General features: G+C 63.3%; 23 protein-coding genes and 1 pseudogene. 20 read left to right on the top strand and 4 right to left on the bottom strand.

The features are described from left to right. Positions 1-23: 23 nt before the first annotated feature. The 3 genes from LGH82_RS24610 to LGH82_RS24600 form a co-directional block, all read right to left on the bottom strand. Positions 24-380: a DUF2946 family protein gene (locus LGH82_RS24610; protein ID WP_227345221.1), complete on the bottom strand. Its 357-nt coding sequence runs from the start codon at positions 378-380 to the stop codon at positions 24-26. A gap of 201 nt (positions 381-581) precedes the next feature. Continuing rightward, positions 582-1,484 (bottom strand): GntR family transcriptional regulator, encoded by a 903-nt coding sequence (locus tag LGH82_RS24605; protein ID WP_227345220.1) that lies wholly within the window; start codon positions 1,482-1,484, stop codon positions 582-584. Between the two features lie 64 nt (positions 1,485-1,548). Continuing rightward, positions 1,549-1,773: a hypothetical protein gene (locus tag LGH82_RS24600; RefSeq protein WP_227345219.1), complete on the bottom strand. Its 225-nt coding sequence runs from the start codon at positions 1,771-1,773 to the stop codon at positions 1,549-1,551. On the opposite strand from LGH82_RS24600, the gene LGH82_RS24595 reads away from it, so the two are divergent. The 6 genes from LGH82_RS24595 (at position 1,754) to LGH82_RS24570 (ending at position 9,386) form a co-directional block, all read left to right on the top strand. Beyond that, positions 1,754-3,259: a UxaA family hydrolase gene (locus tag LGH82_RS24595; protein ID WP_227345218.1), complete on the top strand. Its 1,506-nt coding sequence runs from the start codon at positions 1,754-1,756 to the stop codon at positions 3,257-3,259. The two genes, LGH82_RS24600 and LGH82_RS24595, sit on opposite strands and share 20 nt — an antisense overlap. Before the next feature lie 62 nt (positions 3,260-3,321). Beyond that, entirely contained in the window at positions 3,322-4,320 is a 999-nt protein-coding gene (locus LGH82_RS24590) for an aldo/keto reductase (RefSeq protein ID WP_227345217.1), read from the top strand. A gap of 307 nt (positions 4,321-4,627) precedes the next feature. Beyond that, positions 4,628-5,623 carry an ABC transporter substrate-binding protein gene (locus LGH82_RS24585; RefSeq protein WP_227345216.1) on the top strand — a complete coding sequence of 332 codons (996 nt, stop codon included), beginning with the start codon at positions 4,628-4,630 and terminating at the stop codon, positions 5,621-5,623. 154 nt (positions 5,624-5,777) lie between these two features. After that, positions 5,778-7,331, top strand: a complete 1,554-nt coding sequence (locus LGH82_RS24580; protein WP_227345215.1) for a sugar ABC transporter ATP-binding protein — start codon at positions 5,778-5,780, stop codon at positions 7,329-7,331. Then, positions 7,328-8,296 (top strand): ABC transporter permease, encoded by a 969-nt coding sequence (locus LGH82_RS24575; RefSeq protein WP_227345214.1) that lies wholly within the window; start codon positions 7,328-7,330, stop codon positions 8,294-8,296. The genes LGH82_RS24580 and LGH82_RS24575 overlap by 4 nt, the downstream gene beginning before the upstream one ends. Positions 8,297-8,369: 73 nt before the next feature. Continuing rightward, the gene (locus LGH82_RS24570) at positions 8,370-9,386 is read left to right on the top strand and encodes a zinc-binding alcohol dehydrogenase family protein (RefSeq protein ID WP_227345213.1); all 1,017 of its coding nucleotides are present in this window, start codon (positions 8,370-8,372) and stop codon (positions 9,384-9,386) included. A gap of 18 nt (positions 9,387-9,404) precedes the next feature. Here the strand turns inward: LGH82_RS24570 and phnF are convergent, their stop codons facing one another. Beyond that, positions 9,405-10,154 (bottom strand): phosphonate metabolism transcriptional regulator PhnF, encoded by a 750-nt coding sequence (gene phnF, locus LGH82_RS24565; RefSeq protein ID WP_227345212.1) that lies wholly within the window; start codon positions 10,152-10,154, stop codon positions 9,405-9,407. A gap of 117 nt (positions 10,155-10,271) precedes the next feature. Between phnF and phnG the strand changes: the two genes are divergently transcribed. The 14 genes and pseudogenes from phnG (at position 10,272) to phnC (ending at position 21,465) form a co-directional block, all read left to right on the top strand. Continuing rightward, positions 10,272-10,733 carry a phosphonate C-P lyase system protein PhnG gene (gene phnG, locus LGH82_RS24560; protein ID WP_227345211.1) on the top strand — a complete coding sequence of 154 codons (462 nt, stop codon included), beginning with the start codon at positions 10,272-10,274 and terminating at the stop codon, positions 10,731-10,733. Continuing rightward, the gene (gene phnH / locus LGH82_RS24555) at positions 10,733-11,344 is read left to right on the top strand and encodes a phosphonate C-P lyase system protein PhnH (protein WP_227345210.1); all 612 of its coding nucleotides are present in this window, start codon (positions 10,733-10,735) and stop codon (positions 11,342-11,344) included. The genes phnG and phnH overlap by 1 nt, the downstream gene beginning before the upstream one ends. A 1-nt stretch (position 11,345) precedes the next feature. Further along, complete coding sequence (locus tag LGH82_RS24550; protein WP_227345209.1) at positions 11,346-12,458, top strand: carbon-phosphorus lyase complex subunit PhnI; 1,113 nt, start codon at positions 11,346-11,348, stop codon at positions 12,456-12,458. Positions 12,459-12,963: 505 nt separating this feature from the next. Then, entirely contained in the window at positions 12,964-13,863 is a 900-nt protein-coding gene (locus tag LGH82_RS24545) for an alpha-D-ribose 1-methylphosphonate 5-phosphate C-P-lyase PhnJ (protein ID WP_227345208.1), read from the top strand. Continuing rightward, positions 13,860-14,636, top strand: coding sequence for a phosphonate C-P lyase system protein PhnK (gene phnK, locus LGH82_RS24540; protein ID WP_227345207.1), 777 nt, complete (start codon positions 13,860-13,862; stop codon positions 14,634-14,636). Before LGH82_RS24545 ends, phnK begins: the two co-directional genes overlap by 4 nt. Before the next feature lie 211 nt (positions 14,637-14,847). Then, the gene (gene phnL / locus LGH82_RS24535; RefSeq protein WP_227345206.1) at positions 14,848-15,555 is read left to right on the top strand and encodes a phosphonate C-P lyase system protein PhnL; all 708 of its coding nucleotides are present in this window, start codon (positions 14,848-14,850) and stop codon (positions 15,553-15,555) included. Continuing rightward, a complete protein-coding gene (locus tag LGH82_RS24530) occupies positions 15,552-16,169 on the top strand; it encodes a DapH/DapD/GlmU-related protein (RefSeq protein ID WP_227345205.1) in 618 nt (205 codons plus the stop codon). The genes phnL and LGH82_RS24530 overlap by 4 nt, the downstream gene beginning before the upstream one ends. A 113-nt stretch (positions 16,170-16,282) precedes the next feature. After that, on the top strand, positions 16,283-17,044 hold the full coding sequence (locus LGH82_RS24525; protein WP_227345204.1) for an SDR family oxidoreductase: 762 nt from the start codon (positions 16,283-16,285) through the stop codon (positions 17,042-17,044). 96 nt (positions 17,045-17,140) lie between these two features. Continuing rightward, positions 17,141-17,365: a DUF1868 domain-containing protein gene (locus LGH82_RS24520; RefSeq protein ID WP_227345203.1), complete on the top strand. Its 225-nt coding sequence runs from the start codon at positions 17,141-17,143 to the stop codon at positions 17,363-17,365. A gap of 203 nt (positions 17,366-17,568) precedes the next feature. Continuing rightward, positions 17,569-19,041 (top strand): IS21 family transposase, encoded by a 1,473-nt coding sequence (istA, locus tag LGH82_RS24515; RefSeq protein WP_227344002.1) that lies wholly within the window; start codon positions 17,569-17,571, stop codon positions 19,039-19,041. Further along, positions 19,038-19,932, top strand: a pseudogene (gene istB / locus LGH82_RS24510) (IS21-like element helper ATPase IstB). Before istA ends, istB begins: the two are co-directional and overlap by 4 nt. Before the next feature lie 30 nt (positions 19,933-19,962). After that, positions 19,963-20,115 carry a DUF1868 domain-containing protein gene (locus tag LGH82_RS33725; RefSeq protein ID WP_413771476.1) on the top strand — a complete coding sequence of 51 codons (153 nt, stop codon included), beginning with the start codon at positions 19,963-19,965 and terminating at the stop codon, positions 20,113-20,115. After that, on the top strand, positions 20,085-20,495 hold the full coding sequence (locus LGH82_RS24505) for a hypothetical protein (RefSeq protein ID WP_264484333.1): 411 nt from the start codon (positions 20,085-20,087) through the stop codon (positions 20,493-20,495). The genes LGH82_RS33725 and LGH82_RS24505 overlap by 31 nt, the downstream gene beginning before the upstream one ends. 112 nt (positions 20,496-20,607) lie before the next feature. Further along, positions 20,608-21,465, top strand: a complete 858-nt coding sequence (gene phnC, locus LGH82_RS24500) for a phosphonate ABC transporter ATP-binding protein (RefSeq protein WP_227345202.1) — start codon at positions 20,608-20,610, stop codon at positions 21,463-21,465. Positions 21,466-21,488: the final 23 nt, after the last annotated feature.

Raw genomic sequence — 21,488 nt, 5'->3', positions numbered from 1 at the left:
AAGGTTCCACGGGACGAATGGGCTCAGGCCGGAACCGGCGGAGCGCGCGGGTTCGACGGCGAGCGCTCGCGCGCGAAGTCGAGATGCACAATCGCCGGGAATACGAAGGCGACCGTCTCGAAAGAAAGGCTGGCCAGCGCCATGCCGCTCTCAGGCGGCGGCGCATGGGCCTGAGAAACCATGCTGCAGCCAAGCATGCAGCATGCCGGCATATGCGCGGGGTGCTGATCGCCGACGGGGAGCTCGGCTGCCCCCTCATGGGTACAGATGACGTTGCCGAAGGCGTCGAGTTGCGAGGCACTCGGCCCGGTGCCGAAGGCAAACGCGCCGAGCACCGACTGGAGCAGCAGCAGATAGGCCGCGACAAGCGCGACCGGCATGCTCCGCCGTCTCCCCCGGATGTTCAACCCAACCGCCTCTTCAAGCAACCACGGAAAATATCTATCACGGGCGCGACAATCGGAAAATCGCCAAATCATCGCTGCGGCAACGCGGCGCGATTACAGCATGTCGCCCAAAAGTGCGCAGCGGTTTTGGGATAACGACATGCTTGGAACAAAACCTGAAGCGTCACACGCGCTTCAGGGCCTTGGCCGGCTGCCGGCCTCTGGAATCGACGTCAGGAGCGTCTGGCGCGCCGACTTCAGATGCTTGCGGCAGGCGGCGTCGACCTTGCCGAGATCGCGTGACTTGAGCGCCGCGATATAGGCCAGATGCTCGCTAACGGCCACCTCGTTGCGCTCGCGCTCCTGCGCCTTGTTCCACTGGTAGTGGTAGTGGAAGATCATGGCGATGACGTCGTAGAAGTCGACGATGAAGCGGTTGTGCGACGCGCGGTGGATCAACCGGTGAAAGCGCTCGTCCAGTTCCGAGAACTCGTTGAAGCGGGTGGTGATCTCGCGCGCCAGCAGGCGATGCTCGTCCTCCAGCCTGTCGAGATCGGCCCATACCGGGCTGTCTTCTGGCAAGCCGGCGAAGGCGGCTGCCGAGCGCAGTTCGAACATCTCGCGAATCTCGGTCAGCTCCAGCGCGAAGGCTCGCGTAAAACCCTTCAGCACCCAATGGCTGTTGCGCCGCTTCTCGATAAGGCCGAAACGGGAAAAGCGGATCAGGAATTCGCGCACGCTGGTGGTGCCGACGCCGATTTCGCGGGCCAGTTCGAGTTCGTTGATCTGCATGCCGGCCTCGGCGCCACTGGCCAGCAGGCGACGCATGAAGCTGCGCTCGATGATCTCGGCCAGCGAATCGGTTTCTTCCTCGGGAAAGAAGTCGTCCGGGCGCGGTGCGCGCAGCACCGTCTTGGCGCGCTTGTTCCAGGCGATCAGGCCCGTCTCTTCCATGCGCGCGAGAATGGTGCGCACGGTGGTGCGGCTAACGCCAAGCAGCGTGCCCAGTTCCGGCTCGGAAGGCAGGCTGCGGGTTTCGTCCAGCAACCGCAGGCAGCGATTGTAGGCGTCCTTGTAAACGTTGTTGCTCTTCGACATCCCTGCCCCGTTGCGCCCCCGGCGCTTGCGGCGGCCGGTTTGAAGCGCGATATTGCGGATGCTCCTAGCGCATGACCCACAAAAGCAAAATCGCTTTTCGGCTCACGCGCAGGCCCAGTGCCTGATCCTCCGCGCATCCGTATGGGCGCACGGCGCTCCCTTGAAAAAACAATTGACGCAAAAATGTTTTTTCACGATAAAAGACATTACTTCTTAACAGGCGCGTGTCAATCCGACCGCGCATCCCAGGATTACCCAGGAAACCGCCCGTGAACGCCTCGAACAGCATTCTTCTGTCTCCCGCCGACAATGTCGCTGTTGCCAATGGCCGCATCGAGATCGGAACGGTGCTGCCCGGCGGCGCGGTTGCCACCGCCCTGATCGAGCCCGGCCACAAGGTGGCGATCAAGCCGATCGCCGCCGGCGCGGCGGTGGTGAAATACGCGCAGGCGATCGGGCGCGCCACGCAGGACATCGCGCCCGGCGAGCACGTCCATTCGCACAATCTGGTGTTCGAGTCCGGACGTTTGCCGGTGGTGCCGCCGACCGAGGCCGTGCACGCCACCGAGGCCGACCGCGCCCGTACCTTCATGGGTTACCGCCGCGCCGATGGCCGTGCCGGCACCCGCAACTTCATCGGCATCATCGCCAGCGTCAACTGCTCGGCTACCGTCTGCCACGCCATCGCCGACCAGGCCAACCGCACGTTGCTGCCTAAATATCCCGGCATCGACGGCTTCGTTCCCATCGTCCACGGCCAGGGCTGCGGCATGAGCGGCACCGGTGACGGCATGATGGTGCTGCACCGGACGCTCGCCGGCTACACTCGCCATCCGAATTTCGGCGGCGTGCTGATGGTCGGGCTCGGCTGCGAGGTCAACCAGCTCACCCTCTACGGCCAGAAGGGCGCGGCAGCCGGAAAGCGCCATTTCAACATCCAGGACGCCGGCGGTTCGCGCAAATCGGTCGAGAAGGCGATGGGCGTGCTGGCTGAGATCGCCGAGGAGGTCGGCCAGTTGCAGCGCGAACCGATCCCGGTCAGCGAAATCATCGTCGGCCTGCAATGTGGCGGCTCCGACGGCATGTCCGGCATCACCGCCAATCCGGCGCTAGGCGCGGCCGTCGACATCCTCGCCGACGCCGGCGGCATCGGCATCCTCTCCGAGACGACGGAGATCTATGGCGCCGAGCATCTGCTCGCCTATCGCGCGGCAACGCCGGAGATCGCCCAGAAGCTCGACGGCTTCGTGAAATGGTGGGAGGATCACGTCGCCAAGCATGGCGCATCGATCGACAACAACCCCTCGCCCGGCAACAAGCGCGGCGGCCTGACCACCATCCTGGAGAAGTCACTGGGCGCGGTGGCCAAGGGTGGCCAGACCCCGCTTAACGGTGTGTTCGGCTATGCCGAGAAGGTCACCGGCCACGGCCTCGTGTTCATGGACACGCCCGGCTACGATCCGGTTTCGGCGACCGGCCAGGTGGCCGGCGGCGCCAACGTCATCGTCTTCACAACCGGTCGCGGCTCCTGCTTCGGCTGCCGGCCGACGCCGTCGATCAAGGTCGCCAGCAATTCGACCATGTATCACACCATGGAAGAGGACATGGACGTGAACTGCGGCGTCATTGCCTCGGGCGAGAAGACCATCGCCGGCATGGGCCGCGAGATATTCGAGCTCATCGTCGAGACGGCTTCCGGCCGCAAGACCAAGAGCGAGGATTTCGGCTATGGCGACAACGAGTTCGTGCCTTGGCACCTCGGAGCCACGCTCTAAATCTGATTGACGACGACAAAAGATCGACAGGCCAGACTGCGGCCGGGGCACGGGAGGCTTGCATGGAGAAACGCCGCATCGGCAGGACGGCGCTCGAGGTTACCGAAGTCAGCTTCGGCGGCGCCGCGCTCGGCGGTCTCTACCGCGCCTGTCCGCGCGAGGCGGCGATGGAAACGCTGCAGGGCGCCTGGGACGCGGGCTTACGCTATTTCGACACCGCGCCCTTCTACGGCTTCGGTCTCTCCGAACGGCGCTTCGGTGATTTCCTGCGCTACAAGCCGCGCGATTCCTATGTGCTTTCCACCAAGGTCGGCCGCCTGTTCCGGCCCGTTCCCGAGGACCAGGTTCCCGATCACTCCTATGTCGATCCGCTGCCCTTCGCCGTCGATTACGACTATTCCTATGACGGCATCATGCGCTCGGTCGATTTCAGCTATGCGCGGCTCGGCCTCAACAAGGTCGATATACTATACGTGCATGACATCGGCGCCTACACGCACGGCATCGAGAAGACCAAGCTGCACTTTCGCCAGTTGATGGATGGCGGGCTGAAGGCGCTGGAGGAACTCAAGTCGTCCGGCGCCATCTCAGCCTATGGGCTGGGCGTCAACGAGGTGAAGATCTGCCTCGACGTGATGCGAAGGGCGCCGCTCGATTGCATTCTCCTGGCCAGCCGCTACTCGCTGCTGGACCGCAGCGCGGAATCAGAATTGCTGCCGCTGTGCCGCGAACGACAGACATCGCTGGTCATCGGCGGCGTCTTCAATTCCGGCATTCTGGCAACTGGTCCAGTGGCTGGCGCGCATTTCGATTATATGCCGGCTACCGAGGATATCCTGCACCGCGTCGACACGATGGAAAAGATCGCAGGCGATGGCGGCTATCCGCTTGCGGCCGCGGCTTTCCAGTTCCCGTTGCGCGAGCCCGTGGTCGCCACCGTGCTGACGGGCACGGCCAAAGCCACCAATCTGACGCGGAACCTTGAACTGCTTGACCTCGAGATCCCGGAAACAGAGTTCGCAAAGTACGCCCCCCACACGGTCGTGCAGCACCTGGCCTGATTTGGACGGGTCAATCCGCCCGGGAGACGGCTTCACGAATACGAGAAGAATGTATGTTCCATATTGACTGAAGCATGGAATTAATATTCCATGCTTCTCCAGAACGGATACGGAAGTTCTTCGAGTGTCGATGAAGCGGAAACGACAGTTCGGAGGCCGGAGGCGATACGAAACACCGCTTGCATCGCCCGAACCGATGCACTATCAAAATGCGGTAAATGTTTTTTATTGATAAAGTTCTGTTTGGGCCACGCCTATCCGAATGGAGCTTCCGTAACGTTCACCGGGCGACTTAGGGAGGAAACCTATGAAATTCGTCACCAACATTCTCAACCGCCGCGCGGTCGTGGCTCTTGCGGCCGCCTCCATGCTTGCCGGCGTGATGCACTCGGCCCCGGCTTCGGCCGCGGACGTGACCATTCCGATCATCGTCAAGGACACCACGTCATTCTACTGGCAGATCGTCCTGGCCGGCGCCCGCAAGGCCGGCAAGGACCTCGGCGTTAACGTTCCGGAACTCGGCGCACAGGCTGAAACCGACGTCAACGGCCAGATCTCGATCCTTGAAAACGCCGTTGCCGGCAACCCGGCCGCCGTCGTCATCTCGCCGACCGAGTTCAAGGCACTCGGCAAGCCGATCGATGAGGCCGCCACCAAGGTCAAGGTCATCGGCATCGATTCCGGCGCCGACTCCAAGGCCTTCACCTCGTTCCTGACCACCGACAACGTCCAGGGCGGACGCGTCGCCGCTGACGGTCTCGCCGCGGCCATCGGCGCCGCCAATGGCGGCAAGGTCGAAGGCAAGGTTGCGCTGATCACGGCACTTCCAGGCGCTGGCTCGCTCGAACAGCGCGCACAGGGCTTCAAGGAAGAGCTCAAGGCAAAATATCCCGGCCTCACGCTGGTCGCCGACAAATATGCCGATGGCCAGGCCACTACCGGCCTCAACATCGCGACTGACCTGATCACCGCCAATCCCGACCTCAAGGGTATCTTCGCCTCCAACCTGATCATGGCGCAGGGCGTTGGCCAGGCCGTGGCCGAGAACAAGCTTGCCGGCAAGCTGGCCCTGATCGGCTTCGACAGCGACGAGAAGCTGATCAAGTTCCTCAATGACGGCGTCATTTCCGGCCTCGTCGTCCAGGATCCGTACCGGATGGGCTATGACGGCATCAAGACCGCGCTGGCCGCCTCCAAGGGCGAGAAGGTCGAAGCCAATGTCGACACTGGCGCCAATCTGGTGACCAAGGCCAACATGAAAGAACCCAAGATCGACGCGCTGCTCAACCCGAAGCTCAACTGAGCATCGGCATGCACACCGGTTTCCGGGGCCTCGTCGCCCCGGAAACACCAGGCATAAGCCGCTTGGAAATCCGCCGGCTTGGGCTAGGCTGCTCCAGCGGGCGTGTCACGGCCTCGCCGCGTGCCAATCGTGAGACCAATCTGGGAGGATTGTCATGACGTCAACGGCGCAGGAAACGCATCCGGCCCCTGTGCTGGAGCCCGGCAGGACGATCCTCGAACTGCGCGGGTTGGAAAAACGCTATCCCGGCACCCATGCGCTGAAGCCTGTGGATCTCGCCTTCAAGGCGGGTGAAATCCACGCCATCGTCGGCGAGAACGGCGCCGGCAAATCGACACTCATCAAGCTTCTGACCGGCGTCATGCCGCGCACCTCCGGCGACCTCATCTGGGAAGGCCGGCCGACCGCGCTAGCCACGCCTTATGAGGCGATGGCGCTGGGCATCAACGCCGTGCACCAGGAGGTCGTGCTCTGCCGCCACCTGACGGTCGCAGCCAACATGTTCCTTGGCGAGGAGAGCTCCCGCTTCGGCATCCTGCAGCAGCGATCCATGGTCAGGGAAGCACAGAAGATCATCGACGATCTCGGCTTCGACCTGCCGGCGCATGTCGCGCTCGGTGACCTTACCATTGGCCAGCAACAGCTGATTGCCGCCGCCCGCGCCACCGTGCGCGGCACCAAGTTCCTGATCTTCGATGAGCCGACCGCCTATCTCACCCGCAAGGAGGCCGACCAGCTTTTCACGCTGATCCGCCGGCTGAAGAGCGAAGGCGTGACGATCATCTACATCAGTCATCGCATGGAGGAAGTGTTCGAGCTTGCCGACCGCGTCTCGGTGCTGCGCGACGGCATGCTGGTCGGGACCAGGAAAATCACCGAGACCAACGACGCGGAACTGGTCAGGATGATGATCAACCGCTCCATCGAACAGATCTACCACAAGGAGCACTTCACGCCGGGCGCGGCGCTCCTGGAAGCCAGGAACCTCTCCGGCAAGGGCTTCGAGAACGTGTCGATGACCGTCCGCGCCGGCGAAATCGTCGGCCTCTACGGACTGATCGGCGCCGGGCGCAGCGAGTTCGTGACCACGGTCTATGGCCGCCACCGCAAGTCGGCCGGCCAGATTTTCTGGGACGGCAAGCCGGTCCAGATCAACTCCGAGCATGACGCGATCAAGCTCGGCATGGCGCTGGCGCCGGAAAGCCGCCGCGACCAGGGCCTGTGCCTCAATCTGCCGGTTGGCCTCAACCTCAATCTGCCGATCTACAAGCGCATTTCGAACAATCTGCTGATTTCCAACGTGAAGGAAAAGGCCGAGGCGGACCGCCAGATCGCCGATCTCAGGATCAAGACCCCGAGCCGCGGCGCTTTGGCCTCCAGCCTGTCGGGCGGCAACCAGCAGAAGATCGTCATCGGCAAGTGGCTGGCTCATGGCGCCAGGCTGTTCATCTTCGACGAGCCGACGGTCGGCGTCGATGTCGGCACCAAAGCGGAGATCTACCGCCTGTTCAGCGCGCTCCTGTCCAAGGGCGCCGGCATCATCCTGATCTCGTCCTACCTGCCGGAAGTCTACGAACTCGCCGACACGCTGCACGTGTTCCGGCGCGGCAAGCTGGTGGCCACGCACGGGTTCCGCACCGCCGATCACGAGGAAATTCTGACACAAGCGCTCGCCGAGAAACAAGAAAAGCTGGGAGGACAGACATGAGCACCGAGGCGATTCCTGCCGAAAAACCGAAGCGCAACTACAACGCCCTGTTCGGGCTGACGCTTCTGGCCTTGCTGGTGCTGCTGTGGGTTATCCTATCGTTCTCGACATCAAGCTTCGCGACGGCCAACAACATCTCGAACCTGCTGCGCCAGGGTTCAATGATCGCGATCCTCGCGGTCGGACAGACCTTCGTCATCATCACCGGCGGCATCGACCTTTCCGTTGGCGCCGTGGTCGGCTTCACCACCGTCATCGTGGCGATGCTGATCAATGCCGGCGTGCCGGTTCTGCTGGCCGTTCTGCTCACCTTGCTGGTCGGCGTCGCCATTGGCCTGTTTCATGGCTTCGGCATCGTCAAGATGGGCTTGCCGCCCTTCATCATCACGCTGGCAACGCTGACCTCGCTGCGCGGCATTGGCCTTTTGATAACCAACGGCAATTCAATCTCGATCAACGACGACGCCTTCCAGGAATTCTCGCGCAATTCCTTCCTCGGCATTCCCAATCTGTTCTGGATGGTCCTTCTGGTCGGCATACCCGCCTATGTCTTCCTGCATCACAGCCGCTGGGGCCGGTACCTGTTCTCGGTCGGCTCGAATGCCGAGGCCTCGCGCCTGTCTGGCGTCAGCGTCCAGCGCACCATCTTCATGGCCTACACGCTGTCGGGTCTCTGCGCGGCGTTCGTCGGCGTGCTGCTCGCTTCGCGCATCGGCATCGGCAATCCGACCCAGGCCGAGGGCTGGGAACTGCAGGCGATCGCATCGTCGGTCATCGGCGGTACCTCGCTGTTCGGCGCGGTCGGCTCCGTGCACGGGCCGCTGCTCGGCGCCTTTATCCTGGCGACCATCAACAACGGCGCCAACCTGCTCAACGTCAACGCCTTCTGGCAACGTGTCATCACCGGCGCACTGATCATCATCATTGTTTACTTCGACGGGCTGCGTCGCCGCGGCAGCAAGTAATTCATAACTGACATAGCCGCCGGCCCGGTATGGCCGACGGCCCGGCGATGCCGTGAACCGACTGGATTGAAGCATGAAAGCTGTCGTCTGCCGCTCGCCCGGCGATCTCATCCTGGAAGATCGTCCCGCTCCCAGCGCACCCGCTCCCGGCTGGGCGCTGGTCGCGGTCAGCCATGTCGGCATCTGCGGCACCGACTACCACATCTTCGAAGGCAAGCACCCGTTCCTGGCCTATCCGCGTGTCATGGGCCATGAAGTGTCGGGGACGGTGATCGAGGTTGGTGAAGGTGTCGATCTTGCCGTCGGCGAGCCGGTCGTCATCAACCCCTATCTGTCCTGCGGCACATGCATCGCCTGCCGGCACGGCAAGCCGAACTGCTGCGTCAGGATCGAAGTACTGGGCGTCCACCGCGATGGCGCCATGTGCGAACAGATACTCGTGCCTCAGCAAAATCTCTATCCCGTCAACGGCCTGTCGCTGGCGGATGCCGCCGCCGTCGAATTCCTGGCCATCGGCGCGCATGCCGTGCGGCGCTCACGCGCCGATCCCGGCGCGCGCACACTGGTCATCGGCGCCGGCCCCATCGGGCTCGGCACCGCCATCTTCGCCCGCATCGCCGGCCTGGATGTGACGCTGCTCGACACGAGCAGTGAAAGGCTGGATTTTGCCGCAAGCGAACTCGGCTTCCAGACCCTCGACGGCTCGCGCGGCGCGGCGCCCGATCTGGTCAAGCATGCGACCAGTGGCGAAGGCTTCGATGTGGTCTTCGACGCCACCGGCAACACCCAGTCGGTGCAGTCGGCCTTCGCCCATGTCGCGCATGGCGGGACGCTGGTGCTGGTCAGCGTGGTCAAGGACGACATCAGCTTTTCCGATCCGGAATTCCACAAGCGCGAGATGACGCTGATCGGCAGCCGCAATGCTCTGCGCGCCGACTTCGACCACGTCGCCGCCTCGATCCGCAATGGCGCGGTGCCAATGGCAAAGCTCGTGACCCACCGCACCGCGCTGGCCGAAACACCGGCCAATCTCGCCCGCTGGGCGCACGAGAAATCCGGCCTGATCAAGGCCGTGATCGAAGTCGGATAGGCAAGCTACGGCGTTACCTCAAAGCGCCGACAATTTAAGTTCGACTCGCTCGGCGGGAAACCGCGACTCGGAAAACTGGATCGGCTGGCCTTCGGGCGTAACGTTGACGGAGACCGTGACCAACACGATGGCTCCGGGCTGCAGGTCGAGATCGGCAAGGTCCGCCGCATCGGCATGGCGCGCCGACAGCACGGTCGATTGCCTGAGATAATCGTCTATGCCGAAACGTGCCAGCGATGCGGTGATCGACCCGGTTTCCGCCATCGCGGCATCGATGCCGGCAAAGCGTTGGGCATCGAACCAGCCGGCAGCGCGCGACACCGGCAGCCCGTCTGCTTCGCCGCGTGTTTCCAGCCGTATCACATTCTCGCCCTTGGCAAGTCCTAGCCCCTCGGCGACGCGCTGGCTGGCAGGCTCGACCGAAGAGGCGAGCAGGACGATATGGCGTTCGGATGTCTGGCCCTGCAGGCCTGTCGAGAAGCGCGTCCGCGCGCCGATCGGATAAGACAGGCGCTTGCGCGACAGCACGAATGTGCCGCGTCCCTGCTCGGCCCGCAGCACCCCTTCCTGCACCAATGCCGCAATGGCGTTGCGCACCGTGTGGCGGTTGACGCCATAGCGCTCGGCCAGTGCCACTTCAGGCGGCAGCGCGGCATTCTCCGCAAAATCCCCTGCCGCGATCGACTGCAGGATCCCGTCGGCGATCTGCCGCCACAGAGAGACCCCGCTGCGCCGCTCGATACTGTTGACCTTGTCCTGTCCGACCATCCCCTTGCCCCTCTGTCGCCCCTGTCATCCACCCGTCATGGACTCGCGGTAGATAATAGGTATAATTTGTATAGTTGTCTATATCACTAGACAAATTGAAATCAGAAGGAAGGTTCGATGCGAGGACAGGAAGCGCGCGATCAGGCTCAGCGCAAGGCCGCCATGGCAACCCTGGCGCAATCCAGTGGCGACGACATCGTTCGCCTGTGGAACGAGTCCGGCCTGCCCTCGCAAGCCGAGCTGCTGCGTGGTCCCGAAACCGGGTTGGTCACCGTGCGTGGCCGGATCGGCGGCGGCGGCGCACCGTTCAATGTCGGCGAGGCGACGGTGACGCGCGCCACGGTCCGGCTTCCATCCGGACAGGTCGGCCATTGCTACGCGCTCGGCCGCGACAAGCAGAAGGCGAAGCTGGCGGCCATCGCCGACGCGCTCTGGCAAGACCCGGCCCGGCGCCGCGAGGTCGAGACCAGGATCATCGCACCCTTGCAGCAGGGACTGGTCAGGGCGCGGGAACAAAGACGCGCCGAGACGGCGGCAACGAAGGTGGATTTCTTCACCATGGTACGCGGAGAAGACTGATGGACATCACGGCCCAATCAATCGAGGGCGGCTTCGCCGACCCGGTGTTCAATGCCCAGACCGTGTTCCGTACCGTGATGGACGCGATGGCGCGGCCGGGCATGGTGCGGAAGCTGCCGGCCCTTGCCCGCCCGCCGTCGCCGCTATGGGCGACAGCCGGTGCCATCGCGCTGGCGCTGTGCGACAATGATACGCCGATCTGGCTCGATCCTGCTTTGCAGGCCTCCGTGACGGTGAAATCCTGGCTTGGTTTCCACTCCGGCGCACCGCTGGCCAACACGCCGGCGGACGCCCATTTCGCCTTGATTACCGCCCCTTGCGAAATGATGGCGCTCGATGGCTTTTCCCAAGGCACCCAGGAATATCCCGACCGCTCCACGACGCTGATCCTGCAGGTGAGCGATCTTGCTTCGGGCGCGCCTCTGCTGCTGCAGGGACCCGGCATCGAGACGACGGCGACGATCGCGCCGGCGCAGATGCCGCGCCACTTCGTCGAACAATGGAAACAGAACAACCAGCGCTTTCCGCGCGGCATCGACATCATCCTTGCCACTCCGGACGGCATTGCCTGCCTGCCGCGTACCACGCGCATCAAGACGATGGAGGCCTGACATGTATGTCGCGGTAAAAGGCGGCGAAGCCGCAATCGCCAACGCCCACAGCCTTCTTGCCGATCGCCGGCGCGGCGACCGTTCGGTGCCCGCACTTCGCCTCGACCAGATCGTCGAGCAGCTGGCGCTCGGCGTCGACCGGGTGATGAGCGAAGGTTCGCTCTACGACCGTGAACTGGCGGCATTGGCAATCGTCCAGGCACGCGGCGACATGATCGAGGCGATCTTCCTTGTTCGTGCCTATCGCACCACGTTGCCTCGCTTTGGCTACACCAAGGCGATCGACACCGCCGCGATGCAAGTCGAGCGGCGCGTGTCGGCGACCTACAAGGATCTGCCAGGCGGCCAGCTTCTCGGCCCGACCTTCGACTATACGCACCGGCTGCTGGACCCCGAGCTTGCCGCTGGTGGCGACGTCGCCGAACCGCAACAGCGCACCAGTGAGGCGGAAGCCATGCCGCGCGTCTCCGCGATCCTTGCCCGCGAAGGCCTGATCGAGCCGGATGGCGACATGCCGAAGGATCACGTTCCTGGCGATATCACCCGCGAGCCGCTGGAATTCCCGATGGCGCGCGACATTCGCCTGCAGGCGCTGTCACGCGGCGACGAGGGCTTTCTGCTGGCGCTCGGCTATTCCACCCAGCGCGGCTATGCCCGCAACCACCCCTTCGTCGGTGAAATCCGCATCGGCGAGGTCGAACTGGAACTCGACGTGCCCGAATTGCCCTTCGCCGTGCCGCTCGGAACAGTGCGTGTCACCGAATGCCAGATGGTCAACCAGTTCAAGGGTTCGGCCAAGGCGCCGCCGCAATTCACGCGCGGCTATGGCCTCGTCTTCGGCCAAAGCGAGCGCAAGGCAATGGCCATGGCGCTGTGCGACCGGGCGCTGCGCGCCACCGAACTCGGCGAGGATGTCGTCGCCGCTGCGCAGGACGAGGAGTTCGTCATTTCGCATTCGGACAATGTCCAGGCCACCGGCTTTGTCGAGCATCTGAAACTGCCGCACTATGTCGACTTCCAGGCCGAACTCGACCTCGTGCGCCGCATGCGCGCCGAATACGACGCGCGTGAAAACCCTGTGAAGGCCGAAGAGAAAAGGGAGGCAGCGGAATGACCCTAGCTGTGCCCACCATGTCCGCCACCATCGCCCCCGTGACTGCCGCCATCGTGGCTGCCATGGCCGTGGTGACCGCTGTCACCGGAGAAGGAGGCGTTGGCCGACCGGCTTCTCTGTCTGGCGAGGCTCTGACGCGTAGCAACGAAGACGGCGAAAACGCCGATTGCCAGGAGCAGAGGTCCAAGGGGTATCCACCCGATTGGGATCATCAGAGTTTGGCCCGGTCTGACGCGTTACGCCGAGGGATCGGAGGTCGCGGAATGATCCTAATGGCCGCCGCCATCAAGCGAGCCACCCCGTACACCTCGCTGGCGCCAGCAACGGTCTCCCCCTGCGAGCGTTCCTTCGGCGCGGGAACAACCATTTTTCGAAGGGTAAATGCTACCGCGCCGACAAAGCAGCAGGATTCCAAGGTGCACCCATCCGGTTGCGGTCATGTGGATTTGGCCCTGTTGCAGCGTCCAAGACGTCAATTTCATAGCACAGAGCGGATGTGATCACCATGACCGACATCGCCACCTACAATTTCGCCTATCTCGACGAGCAGACCAAGCGGATGATCCGCCGGGCGATCCTCAAGGGCATCGCCATTCCCGGCTATCAGGTGCCATTCGCCTCGCGCGAAATGCCGATGCCCTATGGCTGGGGCACTGGCGGCGTGCAGGTCACCGCCTCGATCATCGGTCCCGACGATGTGCTGAAGGTGATCGACCAGGGCGCTGACGACACCACCAATGCGGTCTCCATACGCGCCTTCTTCAAGAAGGTCGCCAACGTTGCCGTCACCACCAACACGGCCAGCGCCACCATCATCCAGACCCGTCACCGCATCCCCGAACATCCGCTGAGCGCCGGTCAGGTGCTTGTCTACCAGGTGCCGATCCCCGAACCGCTGCGCTTCCTTGAGCCGCGCGAGACCGAAACGCGCAAAATGCACGCGCTGGAGGAATATGGCCTGATGCATGTGAAGCTCTACGAGGATATCGCCCGGCACGGCCGCATCGCCACCACCTATGCCTATCCGGTCAAGGTCGACGGCCGTTATGTGATGGACCCTTCGCCGACGCCGAAGTTCGACAATCCCAAGATGCACCAGTCGCCGGCCCTGCAACTGTTCGGCGCCGGCCGCGAGAAGCGCATCTACGCGCTGCCACCCTTCACCGACGTCGTCAGCCTCGACTTCGAGGATCACCCGTTCGAGGTGCAGACCTTCGACCAGCCCTGCGCGCTGTGCGCGGCCGAGAATGTCTACCTCGACGAGGTCATCCTCGACGATCATGGCGGCCACATGTTCGTCTGCTCCGACACCGATCACTGCGAGAAGCGCAGGGCGGACGGCCATCGCGGCCATCTTGCCCCTGAAGCCCATATTGCCTCGGACACAATGGAGCCGGCACAATGACCGACGAACCGCTGCTGCGCGTCTCGGCGCTCTCCAAATTCTACGGCTCGCGCGTCGGCTGCGAGAACGTCACCTTCGACCTCTGGCCCGGCGAGGTTCTGGCCGTCGTCGGCGAATCCGGTTCTGGCAAGACGACGCTGCTCAACTGCCTGGCGACGCGGCTGCTGCCGAGTTCCGGCACGGCCAGCTACCGAATGCGCGACGGCCAGTTCCGCGAGCTCTACCGCATGAGCGAGGCCGAACGGCGCTTCCTGATGCGCACCGACTGGGGCTTCGTACACCAGAATCCCGCCGACGGCCTGCGCATGACGGTGTCGGCCGGCGCCAATGTCGGTGAGCGGCTGATGGCGGTCGGCGACCGCCACTACGGCAAGATCCGCGCCACCGCGGTCGACTGGCTGTCACGCGTCGAGATCGACGAGGATCGCATCGACGACGAGCCGCGCGCCTTTTCCGGCGGCATGCGCCAGCGCCTGCAGATCGCCCGCAACCTCGTCACCGGTCCCCGGCTGGTGTTCATGGATGAGCCGACCGGCGGCCTCGACGTCTCGGTGCAGGCACGTCTACTCGACCTGCTGCGCGGTCTGGTCACCGATCTCGGCCTCGCGGCCATCGTCGTCACCCACGACCTCGCCGTCGCCCGACTCCTGTCGCAGCGCATGATGGTGATGAAGGACGGCCGCGTCGTCGAGAGCGGTCTCACCGACCGCGTGCTCGACGATCCCCGCGCGCCTTATACGCAATTGCTTGTTTCCTCGATTCTACAGGTTTGACGATGATTGCTCCGGCGTACCCCCCTCTGGCCTGCCGGCCATCTCCCCATCAAGGGGGGGGATTGGCAGCTTCTATGTCCCGCCCAACCTGCGACGCTGAAGAATGGCGAAGCCACATGCGACAGCCAATCTCCCCCCTTGAGGGGGAGATGGCCGGCAGGCCAGAGGGGGGTGCTGGCCCGCAAACGAATGACGATTGGAGAACCTTTTGATGCCCACCCCCCTCGTTGTTTCCGACGTCGCCAAGAGCTTCACCATGCATCTGCGCGACGGCATCAAATTGCCGGTGGTCTCCGGTGTGTCCTTCTCGATCAGGGCTGGCGAATGCACCGTGCTGGGCGGCCCGTCCGGCGCCGGCAAGAGCTCGATCCTGAAGATGCTCTACGGCAATTATGCCGTCGACGAAGGCCAGATCATCGTCCACCACGAAGGCGGCCTCATCGATCTTGCGACGGCCAGCCCGCGCACCGTGCTTGCGGTACGCCGGCAAACGATCGGCTATGTCAGCCAGTTCCTGCGCACCGTACCGCGCGTCTCGGCACTCGACGTGATCGCCGAACCGCTGGTCGAGCGCGGCGAGGAACGCGAGACGGCGCGCGAAAAGGCGCGCGCCCTGCTGGCACAGCTCAACCTGCCCGAAAAACTGTGGGCGCTGCCGCCGGCGACCTTCTCGGGCGGCGAGCAGCAGCGCGTCAACATCGCGCGCGGCTTTATCATCGAGCACCCGATCCTGCTGCTCGACGAGCCGACGGCGTCACTCGACGCCACGAACCGTGAGGTGGTCATCGCATTGATCGCCGCCAAGAAGGCGGCGGGTGTCGCCCTGCTCGGCATTTTCCACGACCATGACGTGCGCGAGGCGGTTGCCGACCGCGTCATCGACGTGACCGCTTTCGGCACCTCGAAGATCGCCGCATGACCCGGAGGCTTTCGGAAACGCCCCTGATCCACCCGACGGCGCAGGTCGAGAACTCGACGCTTGGCCGCTGGACCGAGATTGCCGACCGCAGCCGGGTTACGGAAAGCGATCTCGGCGATTATTCCTACATGATGCAGGACTGCTCGGTGTGGTGCACCGCCATCGGCAAGTTCTCCAACATCGCCGCCAGCGTGCGCATGAATGCCACCAATCACCCGACCTGGCGGCCGACGATGCATCATTTCACCTACCGCGCCTCCGACTACTGGGACGACGCCGAGCATGAGAGCGAATTCTTCGCCCAGCGCCGCGCCAAGCGGGTCACCGTCGGCCACGACACCTGGCTTGGCCACGGCTCCACCATCCTGCCAGGCGTCACCGTCGGTGATGGCGCCGCGGTCGGCGCTGGTGCGGTGGTCTCGAAAGATGTCGCGCCCTACACCGTCGTCGCGGGCGTGCCGGCGAAGCCGATCCGCGAGCGTTTCGACCGTCGCATCGCCGAACGCTACCAGGCGCTGGCCTGGTGGGACTGGGACCATGCCAGGTTGCGCGCCTCACTCGACGATTTCCGCGAGCTCTCGGCGGAGGCTTTTCTGGAAAAACATGGCGGATAGCCCAGGGGCTGGGCCCCATGACCACCACAAGATGGCGGCGGCGAGATGAATGTCAGCGTTCAGCCGGTCGCAGTCCTGGATTGTTACCTCACCATCACACCAAGGTTTGCTAAATGGATAGCGTCTCTCAAGCGCCGCTAATTCTGATAACGGGTGGAGGTCGTGGCGTGGGCGCGGCGACTGCGCGGCTCGCTGCCGCACAAGGTTACGATGTGGCCATCAGCTTTGTCTCCAACGAGTCTGCCGCCCTTGCGGTGGCGGCTGACGTGGAAGCTGCCGGGCGACGGGCTTTGCCCGTACGCGCGGATAGCGCGGACCCAGAGCAGGTCGCTCGGTTATTCGCCGCGATCGACCGGGAGTTCGGCCGTATCGATGTACTGGTCAACAACGCTGCGATACTTGCGCAGAAGTCTCAGCTAGAGGATCTCGAATTCGAGCGGATGCGGCGTATCTTCGCGGTCAACTCGATCGGCCCTATCCTTTGTGCACAGCAAGCGGTGAAGCGGATGTCGTATCGCCACAACGGCCGGGGCGGCGCCGTGATCAACATCTCGTCGGCATCGGCCCGGCTCGGCAGTCCAAAAGAATATGTCGACTACGCTGCGTCGAAGGGTGCCGTTGAGACATTCACGATCGGTTTTGCCAAGGAAGTCGCGCGGGATGGGATACGCGTCAACTGCATTCGCCCCGGTCATATCTACACCGACATGCATGCTAGCGGCGGGGAGCCGGGACGGGTGGATCGCGTCAAGGACTCGATCCCGATGGGGCGAGGCGGCCAGCCCGAAGAGGTCGCACGGGCAATCCTATGGCTCGCGAGCGCCGAAGCTTCCTTCATCACAGGCACGTTCCTCGATGTCACCGGCGGCAAGTGAGCGACAAGGCGCGGCGCCGGGCCTTCCCTCGATGATACCGTTTCATACCCCTGACACATGACTGCGACAGGAGGCGATCTTCCCTTGGAGATCTCGATGCCTGCCTCAGTCAGACCCTCGCTCGCCGGATTCTTTGCCGGCTCCAATCCGACTACTCCCGCGCATCTCGGCACGCGTTACGACACATCCGGTAACTTCCTGGTAGAGCCCGGCAATACCGTGGTCAGCCATCTCGGCGGTTCGCCATCCGAGGCCGTGGTGCTTGCCGTGCGCGAGCGGATGATGGCGATGCTCGACGCTGCGCGGCGACAAACAAGGTGAGACTCAGCGTCAATCAGGATGAGACTCGGCGGCGGGGGTGTGACGAAGGGAGGGCGTAGCCCGACCGGAGTTACACCCCCGCCGCCGCGCAATTTTTCAGCGTCTTATGATCGCGGTCGGCCCGGTAGCTTGGTGGTTTTCTGGAATGGAGAACCATCTTTGTGCCGGGTCGCCATGTAACCGATCATCAGACGAGGCTTTTTATGAAGTACCGACAAAACAATTCTATCGAGGTCGCCGCCGCCAAGGCGTCGATCAGCAGGGCGACGGCCTATCGCATCAAGACGGACGCGCACCTGCCATCGCAAAAGCAAAAGGCTCGTGGCCGGCGGAGGCCTGACCCTCTCGAGCATATCTTCGATGCCGAGGTCGTTCCCCTTTTGAAGGCGGCGCCAGGCATCCGTGTTGTCGCCATCTATGAGGAGATGCTGCGGCGGCACCCGGAACTGAGCGCGGGCATTCGCCGAACGCTGGAGCGGCGCATCCGGTCATGGCGTGCCATCCACGGCGAAGAGCAGGAGGTTATCTTCCGCCAGCTTCACGAACCCGGCCGACTCGGGCTATCGGATTTTACCGACATGGGCAGCCTTGACGTGTCGATCGCCGGCCAGTCTCTTGATCATCTACTCTACCACTTCCGGCTCGCCTGGTCCGGCTTTGAACACACCCATGTCATTCTCGGCGGCGAGAGCTTCGTGGCCCTGGCCGAAGGACTGCAGAACGCGCTGTGGTCGCTTGGGGGAGCGCCGCTCTATCATCGCAGCGACAGCCTGTCGGCGGCTTTCCGCAACCTCAGCGCCGATGCGAAGGAGGATCTCACGCATCGCTACGAAGAGCTTTGCGCGCACTACCGCATGACGCCGACCCGCAACAACAAGGGCATCGCGCACGAGAACGGTTCGATCGAAAGCAGCCATGGCCATCTCAAGGATGCCATCCGTGACGCCCTTCTGATGCGCGGCAGCAGAAATTTCGACGATCTCGGCGCGTATCGAGCCTTCATCGACGAGATCGTCAGCCGGCACAACGCCAATCATGGCAAGCGCATCGATGCCGAACGCCCTCAACTGCAGGAACTTCCAGACCAGCGGACCAGCGACTTCGAGGAGGTGGTCGTCACCGTGTCGCGGACCGGCGGCTTCACCTTGCGCAAGGTCTTCTACACCGTTCCCTCCCGCCTGATCGGACATCGGCTTCGCATCCGCCTGTTCGATGATCGCCTCGAGGTCTTTATGGGAGGAACAAAGCTGATGACGCTGCCCAGGGGCCGAGGCCATGCCGACGGGAGGCACGATCAGGTCGTCAACTATCGGCACGTCATCCATTCCCTGCGCAAAAAGCCGATGGCGCTTCTTAATCTCGTCTATCGTGACAAGCTCTTCCCGCGGCAGGAATACCGCAGGGCCTTCGACGAGCTCATTGAGCGGCTGCCGGACAGGCAGGCGTGCAAGATCATGGTCGATCTGCTGGCGCTGGCCCACGATCGAGGCTGCGAGCGTGAGCTTGCCGAGCAACTCACCGAGACCCTCGACGCCGGCGACCTGCCCGATATTGCCGTCTTGCGAACCCTCCTCGGCCCGGACCCCGCACGGCTGCCGACCGTCTTGGTGCAACTCGCTTCCCTTAACGGCTATGAAGCCCTGATCGGGGCAACCCATGTGGGAGACGTCGCATGAGCAACGCCCACACCATCGACGAAGCCCGCCTCGGCATCATGCTCAACGAACTCCGGCTACCGACGATCAAGACGCTCTGGGCGCAATTTGCCGAGCAGGCCGATAGAGAGGGGTGGCCCGCCGCCCGGTTCCTCTCGGCCATCGCCGAGCATGAGCTGGCCGAACGGGCACATCGCAGGATCGAACGGCATCTGGCCGAAGCGCATCTGCCGCCCGGAAAGACGCTCGACAGCTTCGCCTTCGACGCCGTACCCATGGTCTCCAAGGCCCAGGTCATGGCCATGACCGCCGGTGACAGCTGGCTCGCCAAGGGCGCCAATATCCTGTTGTTCGGCCCACCCGGTGGCGGAAAGTCGCATCTTGCGGCAGCGATCGGACTCGCCCTCATTGAGAACGGGCTGGCGCGTGCAGTTCGCCCGAACCACCGATCTCGTGCAGAAGCTCCAGATCGCGCGGCGAGAGCTGCAGCTCGAAGCCGCCATCGCCAAGCTCGACAAGTTCGATCTGCTCATCCTCGACGATCTGGCCTACGTCACCAAGGACCAGGCCGAAACGAGCGTGCTCTTCGAACTCATCTGCGCAAGATATGAGCGGCGTTCCATCATGATCACCGCCAATCAGCCCTTCGGAGAATGGAACAGAATCTTTCCGGACCCCGCCATGACCCTCGCCGCAGTGGACCGACTTGTTCACCACGCAACGATCTTCGAGATGAACGTCGAAAGCTACCGGCGCAGATCCGCCATGGAAGCCAAACGCCAGCGCGGCAGGCCAGCCTCTTACGCGACAATCAAGAACAAACACGAACTTGTCGCGGAGCGGCAATCAGAAATAGATGAAGGCCTTGCCAGCGACAATCAGCATGATAATTTGCACGTGACCGCGACCTGAGAATCTCATCCAGATCGCCGCTCACGTCTCATCCAGATCGTCGCGCTATACGACGCCGACCGTCTGGCCTTCACGCCCGTTTCCAGCCTGCACATGACGCTGTTCCAGGGCATCATCGAACACCGCCCCGCTTACCCTACTGGCCACACGACGTGCCGCTCGACACCAGCATCGATGCGATGACGCATCTCTACCTGGAGCGTCTGAAAAGTTTCGAGGGCCTGGGCCCGTTCAACATCAAGGTGGTCGAGATCGTGCCGACCGGCCTCACCGTTGCCGGTGCGACCGAAGACGACGTGTGCATCATGCGAGGCTGGCGAGATGCACTGGCGATGCCATTCGGATACCGGCATCCAGATCACGATAGCTATGTCTTCCACATCACATTCGCCTATCAGATCCAGCGCCTGGCCGACGAACGAGCAGCTGAGTGGCAGGCCCTTTTCGACGATTGCCTTTCGCTGTTTGCCAGCGAGGCGCCGATCGTCGAATTGCGGGCCCCGGCATTCTGCGGCTTCAAGGACATGAAGCATTTCGAGGAACTGCTGGTCCTCCAGCAGTAACCCCCACGTCTGTGGAGCGTAACAAAACTGACATCCTCGCGACATGGCAGGTTCATGTGGCTGCGTTAGGCGAGAACCAGACGATCATTATGCTCCGGACTGGAATTTGCTCATGTCAGCAACCTCTGCCACGCTTGAAATTCGCGGCGTCAGCCGACGATTTGGCAAGAATACCGCCGTCAGCGATATCAACATCTCGATCCCGCAGGGTCAGATGGTCGGCATCATCGGCCGTTCGGGTGCAGGCAAATCGACTCTTTTGCGCATGATCAACCGTCTCATCGATCCCAGCCAGGGGTCGATTTTTTTTGACGGTGCCGAGGTTTCCCGGTTGCGCGGTTCGCCGCTCAGGCGCTGGCAGCGCGACTGCGCCATGATCTTCCAGCAGTTCAACCTGGTGCCGCGCCTCGACGTCCTGACCAACGTGCTGCTCGGTAGGCTGAACCACCGCTCGACCATGACCAATCTTTTCGGCATGTTCTCCCGCGCCGAATGCGCCGAGGCGGTCGCCGCCCTCGAGCGGCTCGACATCGCCCGCACCGCGCTCCAGCCCGCCGGCACCTTGTCGGGTGGCCAGCAGCAGCGCGTCGCCATCGCCCGCGCCATGATGCAGCAGCCGAAGATGATCCTGGCCGACGAGCCGATCGCCTCGCTCGACCCGCTCAACGCCAAGGTGGTCATGGACTCGCTGCAGGACATCAACCTGCGCGAGGGCATCACCGTCGTCACCAACCTGCACACGCTGGATACGGCACGCACCTATTGCAACCGCATCATCGGCATGGCCGCCGGCAAGGTCGTCTTCGACGGACCGCCGGAAGAGCTCAACCGCGAGGCCGTGCGCCTTGTCTATGGCGCCGACAGCAATGGCGGCGAAATCTCGGAGGCCATCACCTCCACCAGCGTTGCCTTCAAGCAAAAGATCGCAGCATCCGCCGGACCGCTCGAGCCCGCATTCCCGGGGTATTGAGAGCAGCCTGGATCGCCAGCCCG

The organism is Mesorhizobium sp. PAMC28654 (assembly GCF_020616515.1).
Classification (GTDB): Bacteria; Pseudomonadota; Alphaproteobacteria; order Rhizobiales; family Rhizobiaceae; genus Mesorhizobium.
This window is presented reverse-complemented; position numbering and strand designations above follow the sequence as displayed.